Raw genomic sequence first — 19,435 nt, forward strand, 5'->3', positions numbered from 1 at the left:
CTGTTTCGGGTGATCATATTTGGGCGTGCAACCACGCCGTCAGGCGGGCCAGGCGCGGGTCGCGTTCGGGCGGCAGGCGGCTCAGCAGGTGGTAGCCGGTGCCGTCGGGGACGAAGCCGAACGGCGCGACGAGGCGGCCCTGCTCCAGGTCGTCGCGGGCCACGGCGTACGGCGCGATCGCGACCCCCACGCCGGCGGCCGCCGCCTGGAGGGTCAGGTAGAAGTGTTCGAGGGTCTGCTCGGTCGCGGACTCCGCCGCCGCTCCCGTGACGCGCCGCCAGTCGTCCCATGCCTCCGGACGTGACCTGGTGTGCAGCAGGGGCACCGCGCCCAGGTCGCCGGCCGTGACGCGGGACGCCAGGTCGGGGTGGCAGACCGGGCCGATCCGCTCGGGGAACAGGGGGACGCGGCTCACCCGGTCGGGGAACGGGAAGTCGTCGCGGCGGATCGCCGCGTCGATGCCGTCGCGTTCGAAGAAGACCGGTCCCCCCGCCGCCGACAGGTGGACGGTGATGTCCGGCGCGGCTGCGGCCAGGTCGGGCAGCCGGGGGATGAGCCAGCGCATCAGCAGCGTGGGCTCGCAGGACAGGGTGAGCGGCCCGGCGGGCGCATGGCCGGAGATCTGCTGGGCGGCCGCGTCGATCTGGTCGAGCGCGTCCCTGACGACGGCGGCGAGCTGGCGGGCCTGCGGGGTGGGGTGCAGGGCCCGGGTCCGCCGTTCGAACAGCGGCACCCCGAGCGCCTTCTCCAGCTTCCGCACCTGGCGGCTGACCGCACCGTGGGTGAGGTGCAGCTCGCGCGCCGCCTCGGTCATGCTCGCGTGCCGGACGGTCGCCTCGAAGGGCGGCAACGTGTTCAGTGGAGGAAGCGCCGACCATCGCATGCGTGAAGATTACTCACAGATCGCGTGACAAGTAGTCGTTTGTCCTGCGCCTTCTTCTCCATGGACGATTGCCGTCGTCACACCCGGATCGTTCACGGGAGGTTGGTATGCCGATCGGCATCGCCGTGCTCGCCGACGACCTCACCAGCGCGGGCGACGGCGCCGCGCCGTTCCGGCGGGCGGGCCACCGGGCGCGGATCCTGCTGTCCGGCTCGGCCGGGACGCCGGGCGGGGTCACCGCGGTCGACCTCGGCAGCCGCCTGCTGGACGAGGCGGACGCGGCCGCGCGCGCCGGGGAGGCCGCGCGCCTGTTCGCCGGTTCCGGACTGCTCGTCAAGACCGTGGACTCCACCCTGCGCGGCCATGTCGCGGCGGAGGTCCACGCCGCGTGGAAGGGCTCGGGGCGGCGGGCGGTCGTCGTCGCCCCGGCGTTCCCGGCGGAGGGCCGGGTGACGGTGAACGGCGTCCAGCACGTGGACGGGGTGCCGGTCCACCTGAGCGCCTACGCCCGCGATCCGGTGCATCCCGTCCGGTGCTCGGACCTGGCGAAGGTGTTCCCGGCGGCCGTGCTCGCGGAGCGGGCCGCCGACGTTCCCGCGCTGGTCGGCGCCGGGGAGATGGTCATCTGCTCGGCTGCCGTCGACACGGACCTGGACCGGCTCGTCGCCGCGGTCCCGCGTCCGGACGAGGTGCTGTGGGTGGGCTCGCCGGGGCTGGCCGCCGCGCTGGCCCGCGCGTACCCGCGTCCGGACGGGGCGCCGCCCGCCGCTCCCCCGCCGGCGCGGCGGCTCCTGGTCGTCGCCGGGTCCGCCAACCCGGTCACCCGGCGGCAGCTCGCCGAACTCCGCGCGCTCGCCGGCGTCCCGGAGGTCGTCGTCGGCGACCCGGCCACGACGGCACGGCGACTGCGCGGGCTGTCCGCCCCCGTCCTCACCCTGCGGGCCCCCGCCGAACGCCGCCCGCCCGGCACCATCACCCGCGCGCTGGCGGCGGTCGTCTCCGACCTGGTCGAGGACGGCTTCGTCGACGCGCTCGTCCTCACCGGGGGCGCGACGGCGGTCGCCGTGCTCCGCGCCCTCGGCGTCACCGGCCTGGACCTGATCGACGAGCCCGAGCCCGGAGCGGCCCGGGGCCTCCCGCTCGAACGGCCCTACCCGTCCGTGCTGATGAAGGCGGGCGGCTTCGGTGACGACGCCATGCTCCACCGCCTGTCCCGAGTGAGGGAGTCCCTGTGAAACCGATCGCCATCACCATGGGCGACCCCTGCGGCATCGGCCCGGAGATCGTCGTCAGGGCGTGCGCCGACCCCCGGCTCACGTTGCCCGTCGTCGTCATCGGCGACATCGGCGTCCTCCGCCGCGCCGACCGGGTCACCGGCGCGGGGCTGGAGTTCCGGCCGGTCGCGTCCGCCGGGCGGGCCGCGCGCACGCCGGGCACGGTGGACGTCCTGCCCGAGAGCGACCTCCCGGCCGACCTGCCGTGGGGCGTGCTCGACGCCCGGGCGGGCGCGGCCTCGTTCCGCTACGTCCGGCGCGGCATCGAACTCGCCCTCGCCGGGGAGGTGCGCGCCCTGGTCACCGCGCCCGTCAACAAGGAGGCCCTGCGCCTGGGCGGTGTGCCCTACCCGGGGCACACCGAGATCCTGGCCGACCTGTCCGGCACCGACGACTACGCCATGATGATGGCGAACGAGCGGCTGCGGGTCGTCCTGGTGACCGTCCACCTGTCGCTGCGCGACGCGATCGACTCCCTCGACGTGGACCGCGAGCTCGGCACCATCCGGCTGGCCGACCGCACGCTGCGGCGCGGCGGCCTGGCCTCCCCGCGGCTGGCCGTCGCCGGTCTCAACCCGCACGCCGGGGAGAACGGCCTGTTCGGCGACGAGGACCTGCGGATCATCGCGCCGGCGGTCCGGGCGGCGCGGGAGGAGGGGATCGACGCCAGCGGCCCGTGGCCCGCCGACACGGTGTTCATGCGGGCCCGCGCCGGGGAGTTCGACGCGGTGGTCGCCCAGTACCACGACCAGGGCCTGATCCCCGTCAAGTACCTCGGGCTGGAGGACGGGGTCAACATCACGATCGGCCTGCCGTTCGTCCGCACCAGCGTCGACCACGGCACCGCCTTCGGCATCGCCGGAACGGGCGCGGCCGACCACGCCGCCCTGCTCACCGCCCTGCGCCACGCCGCCGACCTGACCCGCCCCTGACCACCCGACCGGAGGACCCCCGTGGACTTCATCTTCATGCTCACCCGCGACGACCGCACGGTCACCGACTGCCTGGAGGTGGTCGACGCCGTCGCGGACCTCGGTGTCGCGCACATCGGCTTCAAGGACGTCGGCGTCGACCGCGACACGCTCGTCCGCCTGCACGCGCGGCTCCGGGGGCTGGGCGTCACCACCTACCTGGAGGTCGTCAGCACCGGCCGCGACCAGGCCCTGGCCTCGGTGCGGACGGCCGTGGAGCTGGGCGTGGACCGGCTGATGGGCGGCACCTGGATCGAGGAGACGCTCGGCCTGCTGCGCGGCACCCCCATCGGGTACCTGCCGTTCGCGGGCGAGCCCTCCGGCCATCCCACCCGTCTCGCCGGGAGCCCCGAGCGCGTCGCCGCCGACTGCCGCGCGGCCGAGGCCGCCGGGTGCGCGGGGGTGGACCTGCTGGCCTACCGCGCCACCGACGCCGACCCCCTCGACCTCGTCCGCGCCGCCCGCGCCGCCACGACCGGCCACCTGGTCGTCGCCGGATCCATCACCGGCGACGACCAGATCCGCGCCCTCGCCGCGGCCGGGGCCGACGCGTTCACGATCGGCTCGGCCGCGTTCGACGGCTCCCTGCGGCCCCGCGCGGGAACGCTCCGCTCCCAGCTCGCCCCGGTGCTGGCGACCGCCGCCGAGGTCAGCTGAGCCGGGCGAAGAACGTCCGGACGTCCTCCACCAGGCCCTCCGGGTCGGCCATCGCGACCATGTGGCTCGCGCTGGCCCGGTCCGACCACTGCACGATGCGGTTGCCGCGTTCGGCGAGGCGGCGGATCAGCGGCGGGCCGCCGTGCGAGACGCCCGTGGGGACCTCGGCCTGGTCGACCGGCATGCCCGCCGCGCCCTCGTAGTAGGTCCACGAGGACGAGCCGCCGGTGCCGGTCAGCCAGTACAGCGTCGCGTTGGTGAGGAACTGGTCGAGGTCCAGGTACTCCTCCAGCGGCTTGTCGGTGCCGTGTCCCCGGTCGAACTCGCGGAAGCGCTCCACCAGGTAGGCGAGCTGGAAGGCGGGCGAGTCGGCGAACGCGTGGGCGAGGGTCTGCGGGCCGCCCGCCAGGTACGGGCCGTAGCCGCTGCCGAAGTCCATCACCGCGGCCATCGCGCCCAGCTCGGCCTTCTCGGCGTCGGTGAGGCCCTCGAAGTCCGCCGGGTCGCCGGTGGGGAAGCCGAGGCCCGCGGTGATGTGCGCGCCGATCACCCGCTCGGGGAAGAGGGCGGCCAGGCGCGGGGTGACCAGCGCGCCCGCGTCGTTGCCGTGCGCGCCGTACCGGTCGTAGCCCAGGCGTTCCATCAGCTCCGCCCAGGTACGGGCGACGCGGTCGATGCTCCACGGGCGCTCGTCCGGCGGCTCGGGGAACGGCGAGAACGCGAACCCCGGCAGCGACGGCGCGACCACGTGGAACGCCGGGCCCTCGCTCCCGTGCGCGCGGGGGTCGGTGAGCGGGCCGATGATCCGCGTGAACTCGGCGACCGAGTTCGGCCAGCTGTGCGTGAGGACCAGCGGGACCGCGTCCGGCTCGGGGGAACGGACGTGCAGGAAGTGGACCGTCTGGCCGTCGATCCCGGTCGTGTACTGCGGGAGGCGGTTCAGCTCGGCCTCGTGCCGCCGCCAGTCGTAGCCGGTGCGCCAGTACTCGGCCAGCCGGTGGAGGTGGTCGGTGGGGACGCCCCGGTCCCAGTCGCCGCCGGGCAGCCGCCGGGCCCGTCGCGTCCGGGCCAGCCGGTCGCGCAGGTCGTCGAGGTCGGCCTGCGGGATGTCGATGCGGAACGGGGTGATCTCGGAACTCATGCTCTGACCGTACGGACCATGTAGGTCAGTTCCCGTCCTCGACCACGCGGGGACCGGAACGCGCCCACCATGATCATTGAAGGTGGTCGTGGCGGTGCGGCCGGACCAGTCCGGACTCGTAGGCGGCGATCACCAGCTGGGCGCGGTCGCGGGCGTGCAGCTTGGACAGCAGGTTGCCGATGTGCGTCTTGACCGTCGCGGGGCTCACCCGCAGCCGGTCGGCCAGCTCGGCGTTGGACAGCCCGCGCGCGACCAGCGTGAGGACCTCGCGTTCCCGGTCGGTCAGCCCCGCCAGGTCGGGCGCGGGCACGGCGGCCGGGACCTGGCGGGCGAACTCGGCGATCAGGCGGCGGGTGACCGACGGGGCCAGCAGCGCGTCCCCCGCCGCCACCACGCGGACCGCCTCCAGCAGGTCGGCGGGCCGGGTGTCCTTCAGCAGGAAGCCCGACGCCCCGGCGCGCAGCGCCGAGTACACGTAGGCGTCCAGGTCGAACGTCGTCAGGATCAGCACCCGCGTCGGGAGGGACGCGCAGATCCGCCGGGTCGCCTCGATGCCGTCCATCTCCGGCATCCGCACGTCCATCAGCACGAGGTCGGGGCGGCGCTCGGCCGCCAGCGCGACGGCCTCCGCGCCCGTCCCGGCCTCGCCGACCACGGTCAGGCCGGGGGCGGTGTCCACCAGCAGGCCGAAACTGCCGCGCACCAACGCCTGGTCGTCGGCCACCAGCACACGCAGATCGCTCATGAACGCCTTTCGTAGGGGATGCGGGCCGCCACCGCGAAGCCGCCCTCGGGGCGCGGGCCCGCGGTGAACGTCCCGCCGTACATCGTCACCCGCTCGCGCATGCCGATCAGCCCGTGGCCCGGCGGGCCGGACGGCAGGACGCGGACGCCGGGCCCGTCGTCGGCGACGTCGATGCGCAGGACGCCGTCGCCGGACTCCACCACGACCCGGCAGCGGGCCGGGGCCGCGTGCTTCACCACGTTCGTGATCGCCTCCTGGACGATGCGGTGCGCCGACACCGCGACGCCCTCGGGCAGGTCGGGGGCGTCGACGCGCAGGTCGACGCGGACCCCGGCGAGGGCGGCGCGGTCGGCCACCGCCGCCAGGCCGGACAGGCCGGGGGCCGGGGCCAGCTCGGGCTCGGTGGTGCGCAGCACGCCGAGCAGGTGGCGCATCTCGGTGAGGGCCGTACGGCTCGTCTCCTCGATCACCGCGAGGGCCTCGCGCGCCTCCTCGGGGTGCTCGGCGGCCACGTGGTTGGCCACGCCCGCCTTCACCGCGATGACGCTCATGTTGTGGGCGACGACGTCGTGGAGCTCGCGGGCGATGCGCAGCCGCTCGTCGGCGGCGGCGCGTTCGGCCATCTCGCGGGCGGCGCGGCCGGCGTGGGCGCGGCGTTCGCGGACCGCGCGGCCGAACGTCCACGCCACCCCGAGCACCGCCAGCCCGAACAGCACCTCCCCGGTCCGGTCCCCCGTCCTCTCCTTGCCCATGACGCTCAGCACGCACATCACCAGCGCGCTGGTCCCGCCGATGACCGGCGTCGGCAGCAGGCGGCGGCGCGGCTGCGCCAGCGCCACCGGGTAGAGCGCGAACGCCGCCCCCGCGCGGTAGTCGCCGACGTCGCCGAGCAGCGTCAGCGCCAGCACGCACAGGAACACCGGCAGCGGCCGCACCCGGCGCAGCGGCAGCAGCGCCCCGGCGGCGAGCGCGGCGGCCATCGCGAGCGGGCCGCGGTGCAGGGAGGCCAGCGGCGCGACGGACAGCACGTACACGCCGGCCGCCACCGCGTCCAGCGCGATCAGGTGGTTCCGGTCGAGGCGTCCGGTGAGCAGGTCTCGCACGTCCCGACGGTATCCGCGGCGCGCGGCCGGGCGCCTCCGCCCCCGGTCTGACAGACCGCGCTCCGATGCGCGGGCCGGACGCGGCCGCCAGGGTGGGCCGCATGATCGAAGTACGGGAGCTGACCAAGCGGTACGGCGGCACGGCGGCGCTGGACGGACTGTCGTTCGAGGTGCGGCCGGGAACGGTGACCGGGTTCCTCGGGCCGAACGGGTCGGGCAAGTCCACCTGCATGCGGGTGCTGCTGGGACTGGCCGCCGCCGACTCCGGCGCGGCCCTGGTCAACGGCCGCCGGTACCGGGAGCTGGAGCGGCCCCTGCACGAGGTGGGGGCGCTGCTGGACGCCTCGGCCGGGCACGGCGACCGCACCGCCCGCGACCACCTGCGCTGCCTGGCGCGCACCCACGGGATCGGCGACCGGCGCGTCACCGGGCTGCTGGAGCGCGTCGGGCTCGCCGGGGTCGCGCGGCGGCGGATCGGCGGGTTCTCGCTGGGCATGCGTCAGCGGCTCGGGATCGCGGCGGCGCTGCTCGGCGATCCGGGGGTGCTGCTGCTCGACGAGCCGGTGAACGGCCTCGACCCCGACGGCATCCGGTGGATCCGGGAGCTGATGCGGGCGCTGGCCGCCGAGGGTCGGACCGTGCTGGTGTCCAGCCACCTGATGGGCGAGATGGCGCTGACCGCCGACCGGCTGGTCGTCGTCGGGCGGGGGCGGCTGATCGCCGACACGTCGGTGGCGGAGCTGGAGCGGCGCTTCCGGCGCGGCGTCCTGGTCCGCACGCCGCGCGCCGCCGAGCTGGCCGCCGCGCTCGCCGAGGCCGGGGCCACGGTGAGCACCGAGGACGGCGGGATCGCCGTCCACGGATCGACGGCGGAGGAGATCGGGGAGCTGGCGGCGGCGCGCGGGATCCCCCTCTACGAGGTCGCGACGCGCAGCGCGTCGCTGGAGGAGGCGTACATGGAACTGACGGCCGACAGCGTCGCCCACCGCGCCGAGGAGGTCGCGCGATGATCCCCCTGCTGTCCGCGGAGTGGCTGAAGCTGCGCTCGGTGCGGTCGACGTGGCTGAACGCGGTCGCCGTCGCGGTGCTGCTGGCGCTGTGCGGGCTGTGGTCGTTCGCCGTCGCGGAGATCTGGGACGGCCGGTCGCCCGCCGAGCGCGCGACCATGCGGGCCGCGCCGCCGGAGTACCCGATGGCGCTGGCGCTGCCGCTGTGCGCGGGGGTGCTGGGGGTGCTGGCGGTCACCGCCGAGCACGCCACCGGGATGATCCGCGCCAGCGTGGCGGCGGTGCCCCGGCGGGGCCGGCTGCTGGCCGCCAAGGCGGGCGTGGTCGCGGCGGTGTCGCTGGCCGTGGGGCTGGTGGCGTTCACGGCGGCGGCGCTGCTCGGGCGGCTGGTCGTGGGCGGGCGCGGGGTGGTGGAGTTCCATCGTTCGGTGGGCGAGGAGGCGCCGTGGATCGCGTCGCTGTGCCTGCTGGTGGTGGTGTCGGCGCTGGTCGGGCTCGGGCTGGGCGCGGCGCTGCGGTCCACGGCGGGCGGGGTGACGGCGGTGGCCGCGCTGCTGTTCGTGCTGCCGACGCTGGTCGCCACGGTGGCGCCGGACCCGTGGGACGGGCGGATCGACCGGCTGCTGCCGACGTCGCTGTTCGCGCAGGTGGCGGGCCGGACCGGCACGCTGCTGAAGGATCCGCTGCCCCCGGCGGTCGCGGGCGTGCTGCTGGTCGGCTACGCCGCCGCCGCGCTGGCCGCCGGGGTGCTGGTCCTCACCCGCCGGGACGTGTGATCAGACGGTCTTGACGGCGCCGCCGTCGATGAGGTGGTCGGAGCCGGTGACGCTGGCGGCCACGTCCGACAGCAGGAACGCCACCAGCGCGGCCACCTCCTCCGGCTCGGTGATCCGCCCGGTGGTCATGCCCATCATGGCCGGGACCTGCTCCAGGAAGGCCGCGTGCTCCGCCCCGACGGCCGCGGCGAGCTTGCCGCCGAAGCCGTCGGGGGCCTCCCAGATCGCGGTGCGGACCGGGCCGGGCGAGACGGTGTTGACGCGCACGCCCCGCGGCCCGAACTCCTCGGCGAGCGCCTTGCCGAACGCCGTGAGCCCCGCCTTGGCGACGTTGTAGGCGATGGGCCCGGCGCCGGGCAGGCGGGCCCCGATGGAGGAGACGTTGACGATCGCGCCCCCGCCCTCCAGCAGGGAGGGCAGGGCGGCGCGGGTGACGCGGACCGCGCTGAACAGGTTGACGTCGAAGGTGCCCCGCCAGTGCTCCTCGTCGGAGGAGAGGAAGCCGCCGACCTTGACGTCGCCGCCGCCGACGTTGTTGACGAGCAGGTCCAGGCCGCCCAGCGCGGCGACGGCCCGGCGCACCGCGTCGGCCGCGCCGTCCGGGGTGGCGAGGTCGGCGGTGAGGACGGTCGCGCCGGTGTCCCCGATCTCGGGGGTGACGGTGCGGGAGACGGCGGCGACGCGCACGCCCTCGGCGGTCAGGGCGCGGACGGTGGCCAGGCCGATGCCCCGGCTGGCGCCGGTGACGAGGGCGGTCTTGCCGGAGAGACGCAGGTCCATGGGGGTTCCGTTCTTTACCTAGAGGTACAAAAAACGGGGCGTGCGAAGCCCGCCGCGGCGGGCGGGCGGTATCACCCTGGGGGACCTCCCCAGGCCCCGCGACCGATCCGGATCAGAGGGAGTCGAGGACGGTGTCCACCACGCGGTCCAGGCGCTCGGGCCCCTCCGCCGTCCGGGTCGGCAGCCGCGTGCCGACGAGGGTGGTGAGCAGCAGGCTCCCCGGGGCGCGGGCGTCGCGCGCGGGGTCGATCTCGCCGTCGCGCTGCCCCTCCTCCACCAGCGTCCGGAACGCCTCCTCGGTGCGGTCGAACATGCGCCGCACCAGGTCGGTGGCGGCCCGGTCCACCCCGGCGCGCTCGGCGGCGGCGTTGATCGCCATGCAGCCCCGGCGGTCCGGGTCGGCCATGTCCATGTCCACCAGGAGCAGCAGCACGCCGCGCAGGCGTTCGCGGACCGGGACCGGCCGGTCGAGCAGGTCGACCAGCAGGGCGGCCTGACCGTCGCGGTACCGCTCCAGGGCCCGCTCGTACAGGCCGTGCTTGCTGCCGAACGCGAGGTAGAGCGACCCCTTGCCGATGCCGAGCGCGTCGACGAGGTCCTGCGGCGTGGTGGCGTTGTAGCCCTTGCGCCAGAAGACCTGCATCGCCCGCTCGACGGCGACGTTGGGATCGAACCGCCTCGGCCTGCCCATGCCCGGGACCCTGGCCTTTGTTTGACCTGAAGGTCGAACAAAGGCGGGCGCCGGGCGGAATGACGGCGCGCCGCAGGCGTTGTGATCGATATGGGTCTGCGCACGACACGGTTCTCGGTGCTCGACCGTTCCCGCACCCGGGCGGGTGAGGGGCATCCCGCGGCGCTGCGCGCGACGGTGGCGTTCGCGCGGGAGGTCGAGGCGCTGGGGTACCACCGGTTCTGGGTGGCGGAACACCACGGCGTTCCCGGCGTGGCGGGGTCGGCGCCGACGGTGCTGGCCGCCGCCGTCGCCGCCGCGACCTCGCGGATCCGGGTCGGCACCGGCGGCGTCATGCTGCCCAACCACCGGCCGCTGGTCGTCGCCGAGCAGTTCGGCGTCCTGGAGTCGCTGTACCCGGGACGGATCGACATGGGGCTGGGCCGGTCGGTCGGGTTCACCGGCGGCGTCCGCCGGGCGCTCGGGCACGACAGGGACGACGCCGAGGACTTCGCCGCGCAGGTCCGGGAGCTGCTCGGGTACTTCACCGGCGAGCAGCGGGCCCACCCCGGCGTCCACGCCCGGCCCGCCGAGGGGCTGCGGGTCCCGGCGTTCGTGCTGGCGACGGGCGCGGGCGCGGAACTCGCCGCCGAGCTGGGCCTTCCGCTGGTCATCGCCCCGGCGCGCGGCGTCGAGCGCATGGTCGAGGCGATCGGGCGCTACCGCGCGGCGTTCCGGGGCGACCGCCCCTACGTCGTCGTCTCCACCGGCGTCACGATCGCCGAGACCACCGAACGCGCCCGCCGCCTGCTCCTGCCCGAGGCGTGGGCGAGCGCGCACACCAAGACGCACGGCGAGTTCCCGCCGCTGCTGCCGCCCGAGGAGATCGAGGCGCTGCCCCTCACCGACGTGGAGCGCCGGATGATGGAGCGTTCCCTGCACGGCCAGATCCACGGCACCGAGGACGAGGCCGCCGAGGCGCTGGAGGACCTGGTCGAACGCGCCGGGGCCGACGAGATCCTCGTCCACACCAGCACCCACGACCGCGCGGCCCGGCTGGACTCCCACCGCCGCCTGGCCCGCCTGGTCGGCCTCGTCCCGCCGCTGCGCGCCGCCGGCTGAGCGGCGCGCGGCCGGTCAGCCCCGCGGCGGCCGGCCCTCGGACCAGCCGACGGACTCGTACGCCGTGTAGGAGACCAGCCGGCGGCCGTCCCCGTCCGTGTGGTCCATCCAGGTCAGCAGCTGGCCGGTCGCCGGATCGACGATCAGGCGCCGGGTGACCCCGCCCCGCCCGCCGGGCACGTCCACGGCCAGCCCCGGACGGCCGAGGGGGTCGTGGACGTCCTCCGCGTAGCGCAGTCCGGGCAGCGAGGCCAGCAGGCGGTACGCCGCGCCGCGCGTGCGGGGCGGCGCGGGCGTGCGCAGCAGGGCCGACACCTCCAGCAGGACCGTCTCCGCCTCGGAGGAGCCGTCCCCGCGCGGGCGGCGCCCCGCGTTCCCCTGGAGGATGGTGGTCCGGAGCGCCTGGGGGGCGGTCGGGAGCAGTTGCAGTTCCGCCAGGGTCATGGGCTTGCCCGCGCACATGAACGTGCCCCGCTCCCGCCGCCGGACGACGGGTTTCCGCCGGTCGGGCCGCGCCCGGAGGCGCGTGCCGTCGCCGGCCGGCCACTCGGTCGGGGATCCGGCCCGCTGCCACGCGGCCCGGTCGTCGGACGTGACCGGGCCCGCCCCGAAGTCCCGGCTGGAGAGCACCGTGCCGTCCTCGGGGCTCCGCACCGGCGTCCACGACTCGCCGACGCCGCGCCGCTCGATGACGTACCACTCGCCGTCCGCGCCGCGCACCCGGTACTGCCGCCCCGTCCGGAAGCGCTGGTGCCAGAACGCGCCGGACCGCGCCGGTTCCCGTTCGGCGCGCTCGGCCGCCGCGATCAGGAGCCGCCGGGGCGAGGGCGGCTGCGCGGGCCGGGTCCCCTGCATCTCGTTGAGGACCGGCGCCACCACCACCGCGGCCGCCGCGCCGGCCACGGCCATCGCGCCGAGGGCCAGGGAGGAGCGCCGGCCCCGGCGGGCGCGCGGCCGGACGTCGGCGGCCGAACGCGACCGCCGCGCCTCGGTCGTCTCATCCATGGTCGGGCTCCTTGCCGAATGCGCCGCGCGGCTTCCTGAGTGCCCCGTCCCTTCACGAACGAACGGTGCCGCCCGGTTCCCGGACCGTGGCGTCCTCCCTGCGGCCCGCCCGGTCCGGGCGGTGGGCGGCGCCGCGTCGCGTGGCCGAAGGGCGGGCCGGGTCCCGGTATCGGCGTTTCGGTCCGACGCGTACCGCTGGGACCAGTATGGGCGGGAAGGCCGCCGAGATCCGCCCGATCACCACACTCGGTCGGACCCCGGTGACGCACCGACCCACACCAGAACGGATCACCCCGCTCCACCGGCCCCGGAGCCGTGCCGAGTCCGACGGACCCCGAAGCGACCTTCCGCCCACCGGATCGCACCGTTCACCGCGCCGCACCACACACCGCGCACCGGACCGCACCACACCGTTCACCAGGCCGCGCCGTTCATCGAGTCCGGCGTTGGTTTGCGGCCGGGGCCTTCCGGGACGTGTCTCAGGCCGGGGAATTCACGGCCACGCGGACGGTGTCCTCGGCGAACGCGACGGCGTTCCGGCGGCCGAGCAGGGCGTGGCCGGCGGGCTGGTCAACACCTCGTTCCAGATCGGCCCAGTGCTGGCGCTGGCCCTGACCGGCGTGCTCGTCGGACGCTCCGGCCCGCGCGCGGCCGTCCTGGTCCCGCTGTGGGTGGTCCTGGCGGGCGCGGCGGTGACGGCCCTCGGCCTGCGCCGGACGCCGGCCGCCCCGGCCTCCGCCGCAGCGGGAGCGCCCGCGGCCGGGCGGGCGCGCCGACCTCCCCGCGCCCCGGCGGAGCCCCGCGCGGGGTAAAGGGCGGTCGATGCGCGCGTCCCGGGTGGCCATCGGGCGGCGTGGCGGGGGGCGCGGGCGGGCGGCGCGGCCAGCATGGGTGCGATGTTGGTGCGGACCCTCCTCTCCCTGCTGCTGACGACGCCGACCGCACCCGTCCCGCTCGTCCGGACGCCGGTGCCGGGGGTGACGTTCCGGACCTTCACGATCGCGACGCCGCGCGGACCGGCGTCGGGGGCGATGCTGGAGGTCGCGGCCGCGCGGGTCGGGCCGCTGCGCCCGGCCGCGGTCGCCGAGCGCCGGACCGTCTCGGCCATGGTGACCGCCACGGGCGCGCTCGCGGGCGTCAACGGTGACTTCTTCGACACCGGCGCCGGGCGCCGCGAGCCGCCGCCGACCGGCTCGGCGGTCGGCCCCGAGATCGACGCCGGGCGCCCGCGCAAGGCCGCCGTCCCGGTGGGCCAGCGGTTCGGCCCGCCGCTGCCCCACGGCGGGGACGGCACGACCGCGATCGGCGTCGACACCCGGGGGCGCGGGCGGGTGGCCCCGGTGCGGCTGGCCGGCGCGGTGACCGCCGGGCGGCGCCGCATCCCGGTCGTCGGGCTCAACCAGTACGCCCTGCCGGTCGGCGGCGTCGGCGTCTACACCCCCGCGTGGGGGACGGCGTCCCGCGCCCGCGCCGTCTGCGGCACCGACGTCCGCCGCGACGCGCCCTGCTCCCGCGATGTCGCCGAGGTCAGCGTCCGGGGCGGCGTCGTGGCCGGCCGGGGCGGGTCCGGCGGGGTTCCGCGGGACGGGGTCGTGCTGGTCGGGCGCGAACGCGGGGCCGCCGCCCTGCGCGGCCTGCGCCCGGGGCGGCGGGTGAGCGTCCGGTACCGGGCGGCCGGGCCCGTGCGGTTCCGGTTCGCGGTCGGCGGGCTGCCGATCCTCCGCGCGGGCGGTCCCGTTCCGGGGCTCGGCCGCAAGGCCCACCATCCCCGCACGGCCGCCGGGGTGAGCCGGAACGGGCGGCGGATGTTCCTGGTGGTCGTCAACGGCCGGTCCCGGCACGACGCGGGGCTCTCGCTCGCCGGGCTGGCCGCGCTGCTGCGGTACTTCGGGGCCGCCGACGCCGTGAGCCTGGACGGCGGCGGCTCCTCGGTCCTGGTCACGCGCTTCCCCGACGAGGCCGGGGCGACCGTCCGCACCGTCCCCTCCGACGGGCGGGAACGGGCGGTCGCCAACGGCCTCGGCGTCTTCTAGCGCACCGTGCGGAAGAACTCCCGGAGGTCGCCCACCAGCAGGTCGGGGGCGTCGTGCGCGGACCAGTGGCTCCCGCGGTCGAACTCGCTCCAGTGGACGATGTTCGCGTGGTCGCGCTCGGCGAAGCGCCGCAGCGGCCGGAAGTCGTAGGCGAACGACGCCAGCCCGATCGGGAACGACGTCGGCTCGGTCGCCTGCGGCTCGCGGTGGTTCTCGTAGTAGAAGCGCGCCGACGACGCGGACGTGTTCGTCAGCCAGTAGATCGTGGCGTTGGTGAGGATGATCTCCGGGTCCAGCCCGCCCAGGAGCTGCCCGATCCAGGCGAGCTGGCCGGCGGGCGAGTCGGCCAGCGCGTGCGCGAGGGTCTGCGGCTGCGCCTGCTGGGCGCGGTCGTGGATGGCGTGCTCGACGAACCCCTGGAGGAAGCCCAGGTACTCCATCTCCTCCGGCTTCATCCCCTCGAACTCGGCCGGGTCGCCGCTCGGGAACGAGAAGATCTGGTTGACGTGCACGCCGATCACCTCGGCGGGGTGGCGGCGGCCCTGCTCGGGCGCGACGATCGCGCCGGCGTCGTTGCCGTGCACGCCGTACCGCTCGTAGCCGAGCCGCCGCATCAGCTCCGACCAGGCGTCGGCGGTGCGGGCCGCGCCCCAGCCCCGGGTGCGGGTGGGGCCGGAGAACCCGAAGCCGGGCAGCGACGGGATGACGACGTGGAACGCGTCGGCCGGGTCCTCGGGCTCGGTGAGCGGGCCGACCAGGTCCAGGTACTCGACGAACGTGTTCGGCCAGCCGTGGGTGAGGATCAGCGGCGTGGCGTTCTCGTGCGGGGAGCGGACGTGCACGAAGTGGATCGTCTGGCCGTCGATCTCCGTGGTGAACTGCGGGTGGGCGTTGAGGCGCTCCTCGACGGAGCGCCAGTCGAACTCGCGCCAGCGCGCCACCAGGTCGCGCACGAACGAGCCGGGCACCCCGTACTCCCAGCCGGGCTGGACCGGGCCCTTCCGGACGCCGTCGGTGATCTCGGACTCGGGCAGCTCGTCGGCGAAGCGGGTGCGCTCCAGACGGCTCTTCAGGTCGTCGAGGTCCGCCTGGGGGATCTCGATGCGGAACGGCTGGATCTCAGACATGTGCGGCCCTTCGTCGTTCGTTGTGCCTCCAGTTTAGCAGAACGAAGCATTCCGTTCCAGTGTTGACCATGACGGAAAGAGGGCCGGCGGAGTCCGTGGCGCGGCCACAGGTCGCGGGTCCGGCTTTGTCTACCAGTGAGTAGTTTGTCGCCGCTCCCGGCGGTTACGTTCGGGGGATGCGGCGACTCGGGCTTGTGATGCTGGCGGCGGTCCTGGTGCTGGCCGGGTGCAGTGACACCGGGCGGCAGGGCCGGGAGGGCGGCGGGAAGACCGGCGGGAAGCGGCCCGCGACCGTCGCCGGGATCCCGACCTCGACCGGCACGCACAAGCAGAAACTCGACGTGGACACGCCGGGGCACCGCGAGTACCTGATCCACGTCCCGCCGAAGCTGACCAAGGGCGGATGGCGGGGCGGCAGGCCCGCCGAGCGGCTGCCGGTGGTGATCGCGCTGCACGGCGGGCTGTCGAACATGGACGGGATGCGCAAGCTGACCGGGTTCGACGCGCTCGCCGACGGCAAGGGCTTCCTGGCCGTCTACCCGGACGGGTTCATGACCACCTGGAACGCCGGGGACTGCTGCGGCCCGGCCAAGGCCGGCAAGATCAAGGACGTCGACTTCCTGAGCAGGCTCATCGACAAGCTGACCGACGCGGGGCTGGCCGACCCCCGGCGCGTGTACGTGACCGGGTTCTCCAACGGCGCGGGCATGGCCTACCGGGTGGCGTGCGAGGCCGCCGGCAAGGTCGCCGCGATCGGGGTGGTGGAGGGCGCGCTGGTCACGCCGTGCTCGCCGGAGCGGCCCGTGTCCGCGATGATCTTCCATGGGACCGCCGACCGGAACGTGCCCTTCCACGGCGGCGGCGAGCGCGACTTCAACGACAAGCGGCCGTTCCCGCCGGTGTCGCGGGCCGTGGACTTCTGGCGGAAGGAGGCGGGGCTGCCCGAGCCGCGCCGGAACGTGCGGGCCCTGGGCGCGGACGGCGCGGAGTGCTCGGCCACCGGCAAGGGCGCCGCGGGGGCCGAGGTGGTCTTCTGCAGGATCGAGGGTGGCACGCACCGCTGGCCGGACGGGGCGAGCGAGGCGCTGTGGTCGTTCTTCGCGGCCCATCCCGCCCCCCGCCAGTAACATGAATAGCTTTCATATTGCGGGCGTTCTGTGGCAGTGTGGCCCGCATGAACCTCCGGGAGCGATACGACGCCGCCACCGCCGCCCTTGAGGCCCCGTTCGCGGTCGTCGACCTGGCGGCCTTCCGCGCCAACGCCGCCGACCTCGTCCGCCGCGCCGGCGGCAAGCCCGTCCGGGTCGCCAGCAAGTCCGTGCGGTGCCGCGCCCTCCTGGAGGAGGTCCTCGCGACCGACGGGTTCGCCGGGATCATGGCGTTCACGCTGCCCGAGGCGCTGTGGCTGGCCGAGCGGCGCACCGGCGACGACATCCTGGTCGCCTACCCCACCACCGACCGCGCCGCGATCGCGGAACTGGCCGCCGACGAGCACGCCGCGGCCACGGTCACCCTCATGGTCGACTGCGCCGACCACCTCGACCTGATCGAGCGGGCCGCCGCCGGCGGCCACCCGGTCCGCGTGTGCGTCGACATCGACGCCTCCTACCGGCTGCTCGGCGGCAAGGTCAGCCTCGGCCCGCGCCGCTCCCCCCTGCACACCCCCGAGCAGGTGCGGGCGTTCGCCCAGCAGGTGCTGAAGCGGTCCTCCCTCCGGCTGGTCGGGCTGATGGCCTACGAGGGCCAGATCGCGGGCGTCGGCGACCAGCCGCCCGGCAAGCCGCTCATGGGCAGGGCGATCAGGGCGATGCAGCAGCGCTCCCGCCTGGAGCTGGCCCGCCGCCGCGCCGCCATCGTGGCGGCCGTGCGCGAGCTGACCGACCTGGAGTTCGTCAACGGCGGCGGCACCGGATCGGTCGAGACGACCGTCGCCGAACGCGCCGTCACCGAGGTCGCCGCCGGATCCGGCCTCTACCAGCCGCACCTGTTCGACCACTACTCCACCTTCACCGGCCGCCCCGCCGCCCTGTTCGCCCTGCCGGTCGTGCGCCGCCCCGGCCCCGGCGTCGTCACCTGCCTCGGCGGCGGCTACCTGGCCTCCGGCCCCGCCGACGAGATCCGCCTCCCCCGGCCCTACCTGCCGACCGGCCTGTCCTACAGCGGCACCGAGGGCGCGGGCGAGGTCCAGACCCCGCTGCTGGGCCGCGCCGCCGACACGCTGCGGATCGGCGACCGCGTCTGGTTCCGCCACACCAAGGCGGGCGAGCTGTGCGAGCGCTTCGCCGCCCTCCACCTGATCGACGGCGATCGGGTCGTCCGCACCGTCCCCACCTACCGCGGTGAGGGCCGGACCTTCCTGTAACGCTCCAGCGGCCGCACCGGATACGTTGGCTCGTATGAGCGACGCTCCCGTCATCAGCGTTCGGGGCGAGGCCCTGCTGGAGGTCGAGCCGGAGATCGCCCGGCTGTCGGTGCAGGTGCAGTCCCAGGAACGCGACCGGCGCACCGCGCTGGACCGGCTCGTCGAGCGCAACCAGCAGGCCCTCGACCTGGTCAAGTCCTACGGCGAGGCCGTGGAGAAGCTGGAGACCGGCGGCCTGTCGATCACGCCGCTGGTCAGGTACCGGCGGCGCGAGGGCGACATCCGCGCCTACCAGGGCACCGTGTGGATCAGGATCGTGGTGCGGGACTTCACCGTGCTCGGCGAGCTGGTCACCCGCCTCGGCGACCTGGAACGCACCGCCGTGCACGGCCCCTCGTGGGAACTGCGCCGCGACAGCCCCGTGCACGCCGAGGCCGCCCGGCAGGCCGCGCAGGAGGCCGTCGCGCGGGCCCGCAGCTACGCCGACGCCCTCGGCTGCCGCATCACCGGGCTGGTCCACCTCGCCGACGAGAACCTCGGCCGGGGACCCGAGCCGTTCGACGCCGCGCCCGTCGCCTACGCCGCGTCGGCGGGCGTCATGATGGCCGCCGAGGAGGAGCCGCCGCCGCTGGACCTGGAGCCGGAGACCCAGACCGTGCGGGCCGCCGTCGAGGCCCGGTTCACCGCCACCGCCCCGGACCTCGGCCGGCCATGACGGTGCCCGACCCCTGCGCCGAACGCGGCCCCGTCTCCCACGACCACGGCCACGACCTGGACGTCTTCCTGACCGGCCAGGTCTTCATGGACATGATCTTCACCGGGCTGCCGGGGCTGCCGCCGCCCGGCACCGAGCTGGTCACCGACGGCCTCGGCTCCGCGCCCGGCGGCGTCGCCAACATCGCCGTGGCCATGAGCCGCCTCGGGTTGCGCACCGGGCTGTCGGCGACGTTCGGCGACGACCTGTTCGGGGCCTACCTGTGGCGCACGCTCGCCGAGCAGGAGGCCGTCGACCTCACCTGGTCCCGGCGGGTGCCCGGCTGGTCGTCGCCGGTCACCGTGTCGCTCGCCTACGCCGCCGACCGCAGCATGGTCACCTACACGCGCCCGCCGCGCGGCGACCACCCCGTGCTCGCCCCGCCGCGCGCCGCCACCTGCTTCGTCGACATCGACCGCCCCGTCCCCGCCTGGGCCCTGACGCTGCGGGACGGGGGCGCGCTGGTCTTCGCCGACCTCGGCTGGGACCCCACCGAGACCTGGTCCAGCGAGGTGCTGGACCGCCTGGCGCACGTGGACGTCTTCCTGCCCAACGCCGTCGAGGCCATGGCCTACACGCGCACCGCCTCCCCGGACGAGGCCCTGGACGCGCTGGCCGAACGCGTCCCCGTGGTCGTCGTCAAGCAGGGCGCGCGCGGGGCCATCGCCGTGGACTCCACCACCGGGGAACGCGCCTCCGCCGCCGCCCTGCCCGTCGAGGCGCTCGACCCGACCGGGGCCGGGGACGTGTTCGCCGCCGGGTTCGTGTTCGGCACCCTGGCCCGCTGGCCCCTCCACCAGCGGCTCCGCTTCGCCAACCTCGTCGCCGGGCTGTCGGTGCGGCACTACAGCGGGTCGCTCGGCGCGCCCTGCTGGTCGGAGATCGCCGCGTTCGGCGAGTCCACCGAGGTCCCGCCCGACGTGCTGGCCGAGTACGCGTTCGTCGTGCCGTTCATCCCCGAGACCGAACTGGCGCGCGGCACCGAGTCGGTCGCCCGCGCCGAGCCCACCCTGCGCTGAGGAGCT

Annotated in this window: 20 protein-coding genes; 12 read left to right on the forward strand and 8 right to left on the reverse strand. The window is 75.6% G+C overall.

What is annotated here, in order from left to right; genetic code table 11:
* Nucleotides 1–13: 13 nt before the first annotated feature.
* On the reverse strand, nucleotides 14–850 hold the full coding sequence (locus HNR61_RS14275; RefSeq protein ID WP_220509313.1) for a LysR family transcriptional regulator: 837 nt from the start codon (nucleotides 848–850) through the stop codon (nucleotides 14–16).
* A 140-nt stretch (nucleotides 851–990) separates the two neighbouring features.
* Here HNR61_RS14275 and HNR61_RS14280 point away from each other — a divergent pair, with 140 nt between their 5' ends.
* The 3 genes from HNR61_RS14280 to HNR61_RS14290 are packed head-to-tail and all read left to right on the forward strand — an operon-like array spanning nucleotide 991 to nucleotide 3,785.
* On the forward strand, nucleotides 991–2,118 hold the full coding sequence (locus tag HNR61_RS14280; protein WP_182843607.1) for a four-carbon acid sugar kinase family protein: 1,128 nt from the start codon (nucleotides 991–993) through the stop codon (nucleotides 2,116–2,118).
* Nucleotides 2,115–3,089 carry a 4-hydroxythreonine-4-phosphate dehydrogenase PdxA gene (gene pdxA, locus HNR61_RS14285; RefSeq protein ID WP_220509314.1) on the forward strand — a complete coding sequence of 325 codons (975 nt, stop codon included), beginning with the start codon at nucleotides 2,115–2,117 and terminating at the stop codon, nucleotides 3,087–3,089. The genes HNR61_RS14280 and pdxA overlap by 4 nt, the downstream gene beginning before the upstream one ends.
* A gap of 21 nt (nucleotides 3,090–3,110) precedes the next feature.
* Entirely contained in the window at nucleotides 3,111–3,785 is a 675-nt protein-coding gene (locus HNR61_RS14290; RefSeq protein WP_182843608.1) for a HisA/HisF-related TIM barrel protein, read from the forward strand.
* Here HNR61_RS14290 and HNR61_RS14295 read toward each other — a convergent pair.
* The 3 genes from HNR61_RS14295 to HNR61_RS14305 all read right to left on the reverse strand — a co-directional run bounded on the left by HNR61_RS14295 (nucleotide 3,778) and on the right by HNR61_RS14305 (nucleotide 6,774).
* Nucleotides 3,778–4,926, reverse strand: coding sequence for an epoxide hydrolase family protein (locus tag HNR61_RS14295; protein WP_182843609.1), 1,149 nt, complete (start codon nucleotides 4,924–4,926; stop codon nucleotides 3,778–3,780). The two genes, HNR61_RS14290 and HNR61_RS14295, sit on opposite strands and share 8 nt — an antisense overlap.
* A gap of 73 nt (nucleotides 4,927–4,999) precedes the next feature.
* The gene (locus HNR61_RS14300) at nucleotides 5,000–5,671 is read right to left on the reverse strand and encodes a response regulator (RefSeq protein ID WP_182843610.1); all 672 of its coding nucleotides are present in this window, start codon (nucleotides 5,669–5,671) and stop codon (nucleotides 5,000–5,002) included.
* Nucleotides 5,668–6,774, reverse strand: coding sequence for a sensor histidine kinase (locus HNR61_RS14305; RefSeq protein WP_220509315.1), 1,107 nt, complete (start codon nucleotides 6,772–6,774; stop codon nucleotides 5,668–5,670). Before HNR61_RS14305 ends, HNR61_RS14300 begins: the two co-directional genes overlap by 4 nt.
* A gap of 101 nt (nucleotides 6,775–6,875) precedes the next feature.
* Here HNR61_RS14305 and HNR61_RS14310 point away from each other — a divergent pair, with 101 nt between their 5' ends.
* Both HNR61_RS14310 and HNR61_RS14315 read left to right on the forward strand, forming a co-directional pair.
* Nucleotides 6,876–7,784 carry an ABC transporter ATP-binding protein gene (locus tag HNR61_RS14310; RefSeq protein WP_182843611.1) on the forward strand — a complete coding sequence of 303 codons (909 nt, stop codon included), beginning with the start codon at nucleotides 6,876–6,878 and terminating at the stop codon, nucleotides 7,782–7,784.
* Nucleotides 7,781–8,557 carry an ABC transporter permease gene (locus tag HNR61_RS14315; RefSeq protein ID WP_182843612.1) on the forward strand — a complete coding sequence of 259 codons (777 nt, stop codon included), beginning with the start codon at nucleotides 7,781–7,783 and terminating at the stop codon, nucleotides 8,555–8,557. Before HNR61_RS14310 ends, HNR61_RS14315 begins: the two co-directional genes overlap by 4 nt.
* Here HNR61_RS14315 and HNR61_RS14320 read toward each other — a convergent pair whose 3' ends face one another.
* Nucleotides 8,558–9,337 carry an oxidoreductase gene (locus tag HNR61_RS14320; protein ID WP_182843613.1) on the reverse strand — a complete coding sequence of 260 codons (780 nt, stop codon included), beginning with the start codon at nucleotides 9,335–9,337 and terminating at the stop codon, nucleotides 8,558–8,560.
* A 112-nt stretch (nucleotides 9,338–9,449) separates the two neighbouring features.
* On the reverse strand, nucleotides 9,450–10,028 hold the full coding sequence (locus HNR61_RS14325) for a TetR/AcrR family transcriptional regulator (RefSeq protein ID WP_182843614.1): 579 nt from the start codon (nucleotides 10,026–10,028) through the stop codon (nucleotides 9,450–9,452).
* A 90-nt stretch (nucleotides 10,029–10,118) separates the two neighbouring features.
* On the opposite strand from HNR61_RS14325, the gene HNR61_RS14330 reads away from it, so the two are divergent.
* Nucleotides 10,119–11,129, forward strand: coding sequence for an LLM class flavin-dependent oxidoreductase (locus HNR61_RS14330; RefSeq protein WP_182843615.1), 1,011 nt, complete (start codon nucleotides 10,119–10,121; stop codon nucleotides 11,127–11,129).
* 15 nt (nucleotides 11,130–11,144) lie between these two features.
* Here HNR61_RS14330 and HNR61_RS14335 read toward each other — a convergent pair whose 3' ends face one another.
* Entirely contained in the window at nucleotides 11,145–12,134 is a 990-nt protein-coding gene (locus HNR61_RS14335) for a CU044_5270 family protein (protein ID WP_182843616.1), read from the reverse strand.
* 554 nt (nucleotides 12,135–12,688) lie between these two features.
* Between HNR61_RS14335 and HNR61_RS14340 the strand changes: the two genes are divergently transcribed.
* On the forward strand, nucleotides 12,689–12,946 hold the full coding sequence (locus tag HNR61_RS14340; protein WP_182843617.1) for a hypothetical protein: 258 nt from the start codon (nucleotides 12,689–12,691) through the stop codon (nucleotides 12,944–12,946).
* 84 nt (nucleotides 12,947–13,030) lie between these two features.
* Nucleotides 13,031–14,167, forward strand: a complete 1,137-nt coding sequence (locus HNR61_RS14345; protein WP_220509316.1) for a phosphodiester glycosidase family protein — start codon at nucleotides 13,031–13,033, stop codon at nucleotides 14,165–14,167.
* Here HNR61_RS14345 and HNR61_RS14350 read toward each other — a convergent pair.
* Nucleotides 14,164–15,294 (reverse strand): epoxide hydrolase family protein, encoded by a 1,131-nt coding sequence (locus tag HNR61_RS14350; RefSeq protein ID WP_182843619.1) that lies wholly within the window; start codon nucleotides 15,292–15,294, stop codon nucleotides 14,164–14,166. The two genes, HNR61_RS14345 and HNR61_RS14350, sit on opposite strands and share 4 nt — an antisense overlap.
* Nucleotides 15,295–15,470: 176 nt before the next feature.
* On the opposite strand from HNR61_RS14350, the gene HNR61_RS14355 reads away from it, so the two are divergent.
* From HNR61_RS14355 to HNR61_RS14370, 4 genes are read left to right on the forward strand one after another with little or no spacing between them, the layout of a single operon-like run.
* Entirely contained in the window at nucleotides 15,471–16,421 is a 951-nt protein-coding gene (locus HNR61_RS14355; RefSeq protein ID WP_182843620.1) for a CE1 family esterase, read from the forward strand.
* A gap of 47 nt (nucleotides 16,422–16,468) precedes the next feature.
* On the forward strand, nucleotides 16,469–17,656 hold the full coding sequence (locus HNR61_RS14360) for an amino acid deaminase/aldolase (protein ID WP_182843621.1): 1,188 nt from the start codon (nucleotides 16,469–16,471) through the stop codon (nucleotides 17,654–17,656).
* A 34-nt stretch (nucleotides 17,657–17,690) separates the two neighbouring features.
* Nucleotides 17,691–18,371, forward strand: a complete 681-nt coding sequence (locus HNR61_RS14365; protein WP_182843622.1) for an SIMPL domain-containing protein — start codon at nucleotides 17,691–17,693, stop codon at nucleotides 18,369–18,371.
* A complete protein-coding gene (locus HNR61_RS14370; RefSeq protein ID WP_182843623.1) occupies nucleotides 18,368–19,429 on the forward strand; it encodes a carbohydrate kinase family protein in 1,062 nt (353 codons plus the stop codon). Before HNR61_RS14365 ends, HNR61_RS14370 begins: the two co-directional genes overlap by 4 nt.
* Nucleotides 19,430–19,435 lie beyond the last annotated feature (6 nt).

It is taken from the genome of Actinomadura kijaniata, assembly GCF_014138665.1.
Classification (GTDB): Bacteria; Actinomycetota; Actinomycetes; order Streptosporangiales; family Streptosporangiaceae; genus Spirillospora; species Spirillospora kijaniata.

Bases quoted from the DNA above. Each gene is read 5' to 3' on its own strand.
- HNR61_RS14280 (WP_182843607.1), top strand. From the start codon at position 991: ATGCCGATCGGCATCGCCGTGCTCGCCGACGACCTCACCAGCGCGGGC.
- HNR61_RS14295 (WP_182843609.1), bottom strand. From the start codon at position 4,926: ATGAGTTCCGAGATCACCCCGTTCCGCATCGACATCCCGCAGGCCGAC.
- HNR61_RS14300 (WP_182843610.1), bottom strand. From the start codon at position 5,671: ATGAGCGATCTGCGTGTGCTGGTGGCCGACGACCAGGCGTTGGTGCGC.
- HNR61_RS14310 (WP_182843611.1), top strand. From the start codon at position 6,876: ATGATCGAAGTACGGGAGCTGACCAAGCGGTACGGCGGCACGGCGGCG.
- HNR61_RS14315 (WP_182843612.1), top strand. From the start codon at position 7,781: ATGATCCCCCTGCTGTCCGCGGAGTGGCTGAAGCTGCGCTCGGTGCGG.
- HNR61_RS14320 (WP_182843613.1), bottom strand. From the start codon at position 9,337: ATGGACCTGCGTCTCTCCGGCAAGACCGCCCTCGTCACCGGCGCCAGC.
- HNR61_RS14325 (WP_182843614.1), bottom strand. From the start codon at position 10,028: ATGGGCAGGCCGAGGCGGTTCGATCCCAACGTCGCCGTCGAGCGGGCG.
- HNR61_RS14330 (WP_182843615.1), top strand. From the start codon at position 10,119: ATGGGTCTGCGCACGACACGGTTCTCGGTGCTCGACCGTTCCCGCACC.
- HNR61_RS14335 (WP_182843616.1), bottom strand. From the start codon at position 12,134: ATGGATGAGACGACCGAGGCGCGGCGGTCGCGTTCGGCCGCCGACGTC.
- HNR61_RS14345 (WP_220509316.1), top strand. From the start codon at position 13,031: ATGTTGGTGCGGACCCTCCTCTCCCTGCTGCTGACGACGCCGACCGCA.
- HNR61_RS14350 (WP_182843619.1), bottom strand. From the start codon at position 15,294: ATGTCTGAGATCCAGCCGTTCCGCATCGAGATCCCCCAGGCGGACCTC.
- HNR61_RS14355 (WP_182843620.1), top strand. From the start codon at position 15,471: ATGCGGCGACTCGGGCTTGTGATGCTGGCGGCGGTCCTGGTGCTGGCC.
- HNR61_RS14360 (WP_182843621.1), top strand. From the start codon at position 16,469: ATGAACCTCCGGGAGCGATACGACGCCGCCACCGCCGCCCTTGAGGCC.
- HNR61_RS14365 (WP_182843622.1), top strand. From the start codon at position 17,691: ATGAGCGACGCTCCCGTCATCAGCGTTCGGGGCGAGGCCCTGCTGGAG.
- HNR61_RS14370 (WP_182843623.1), top strand. From the start codon at position 18,368: ATGACGGTGCCCGACCCCTGCGCCGAACGCGGCCCCGTCTCCCACGAC.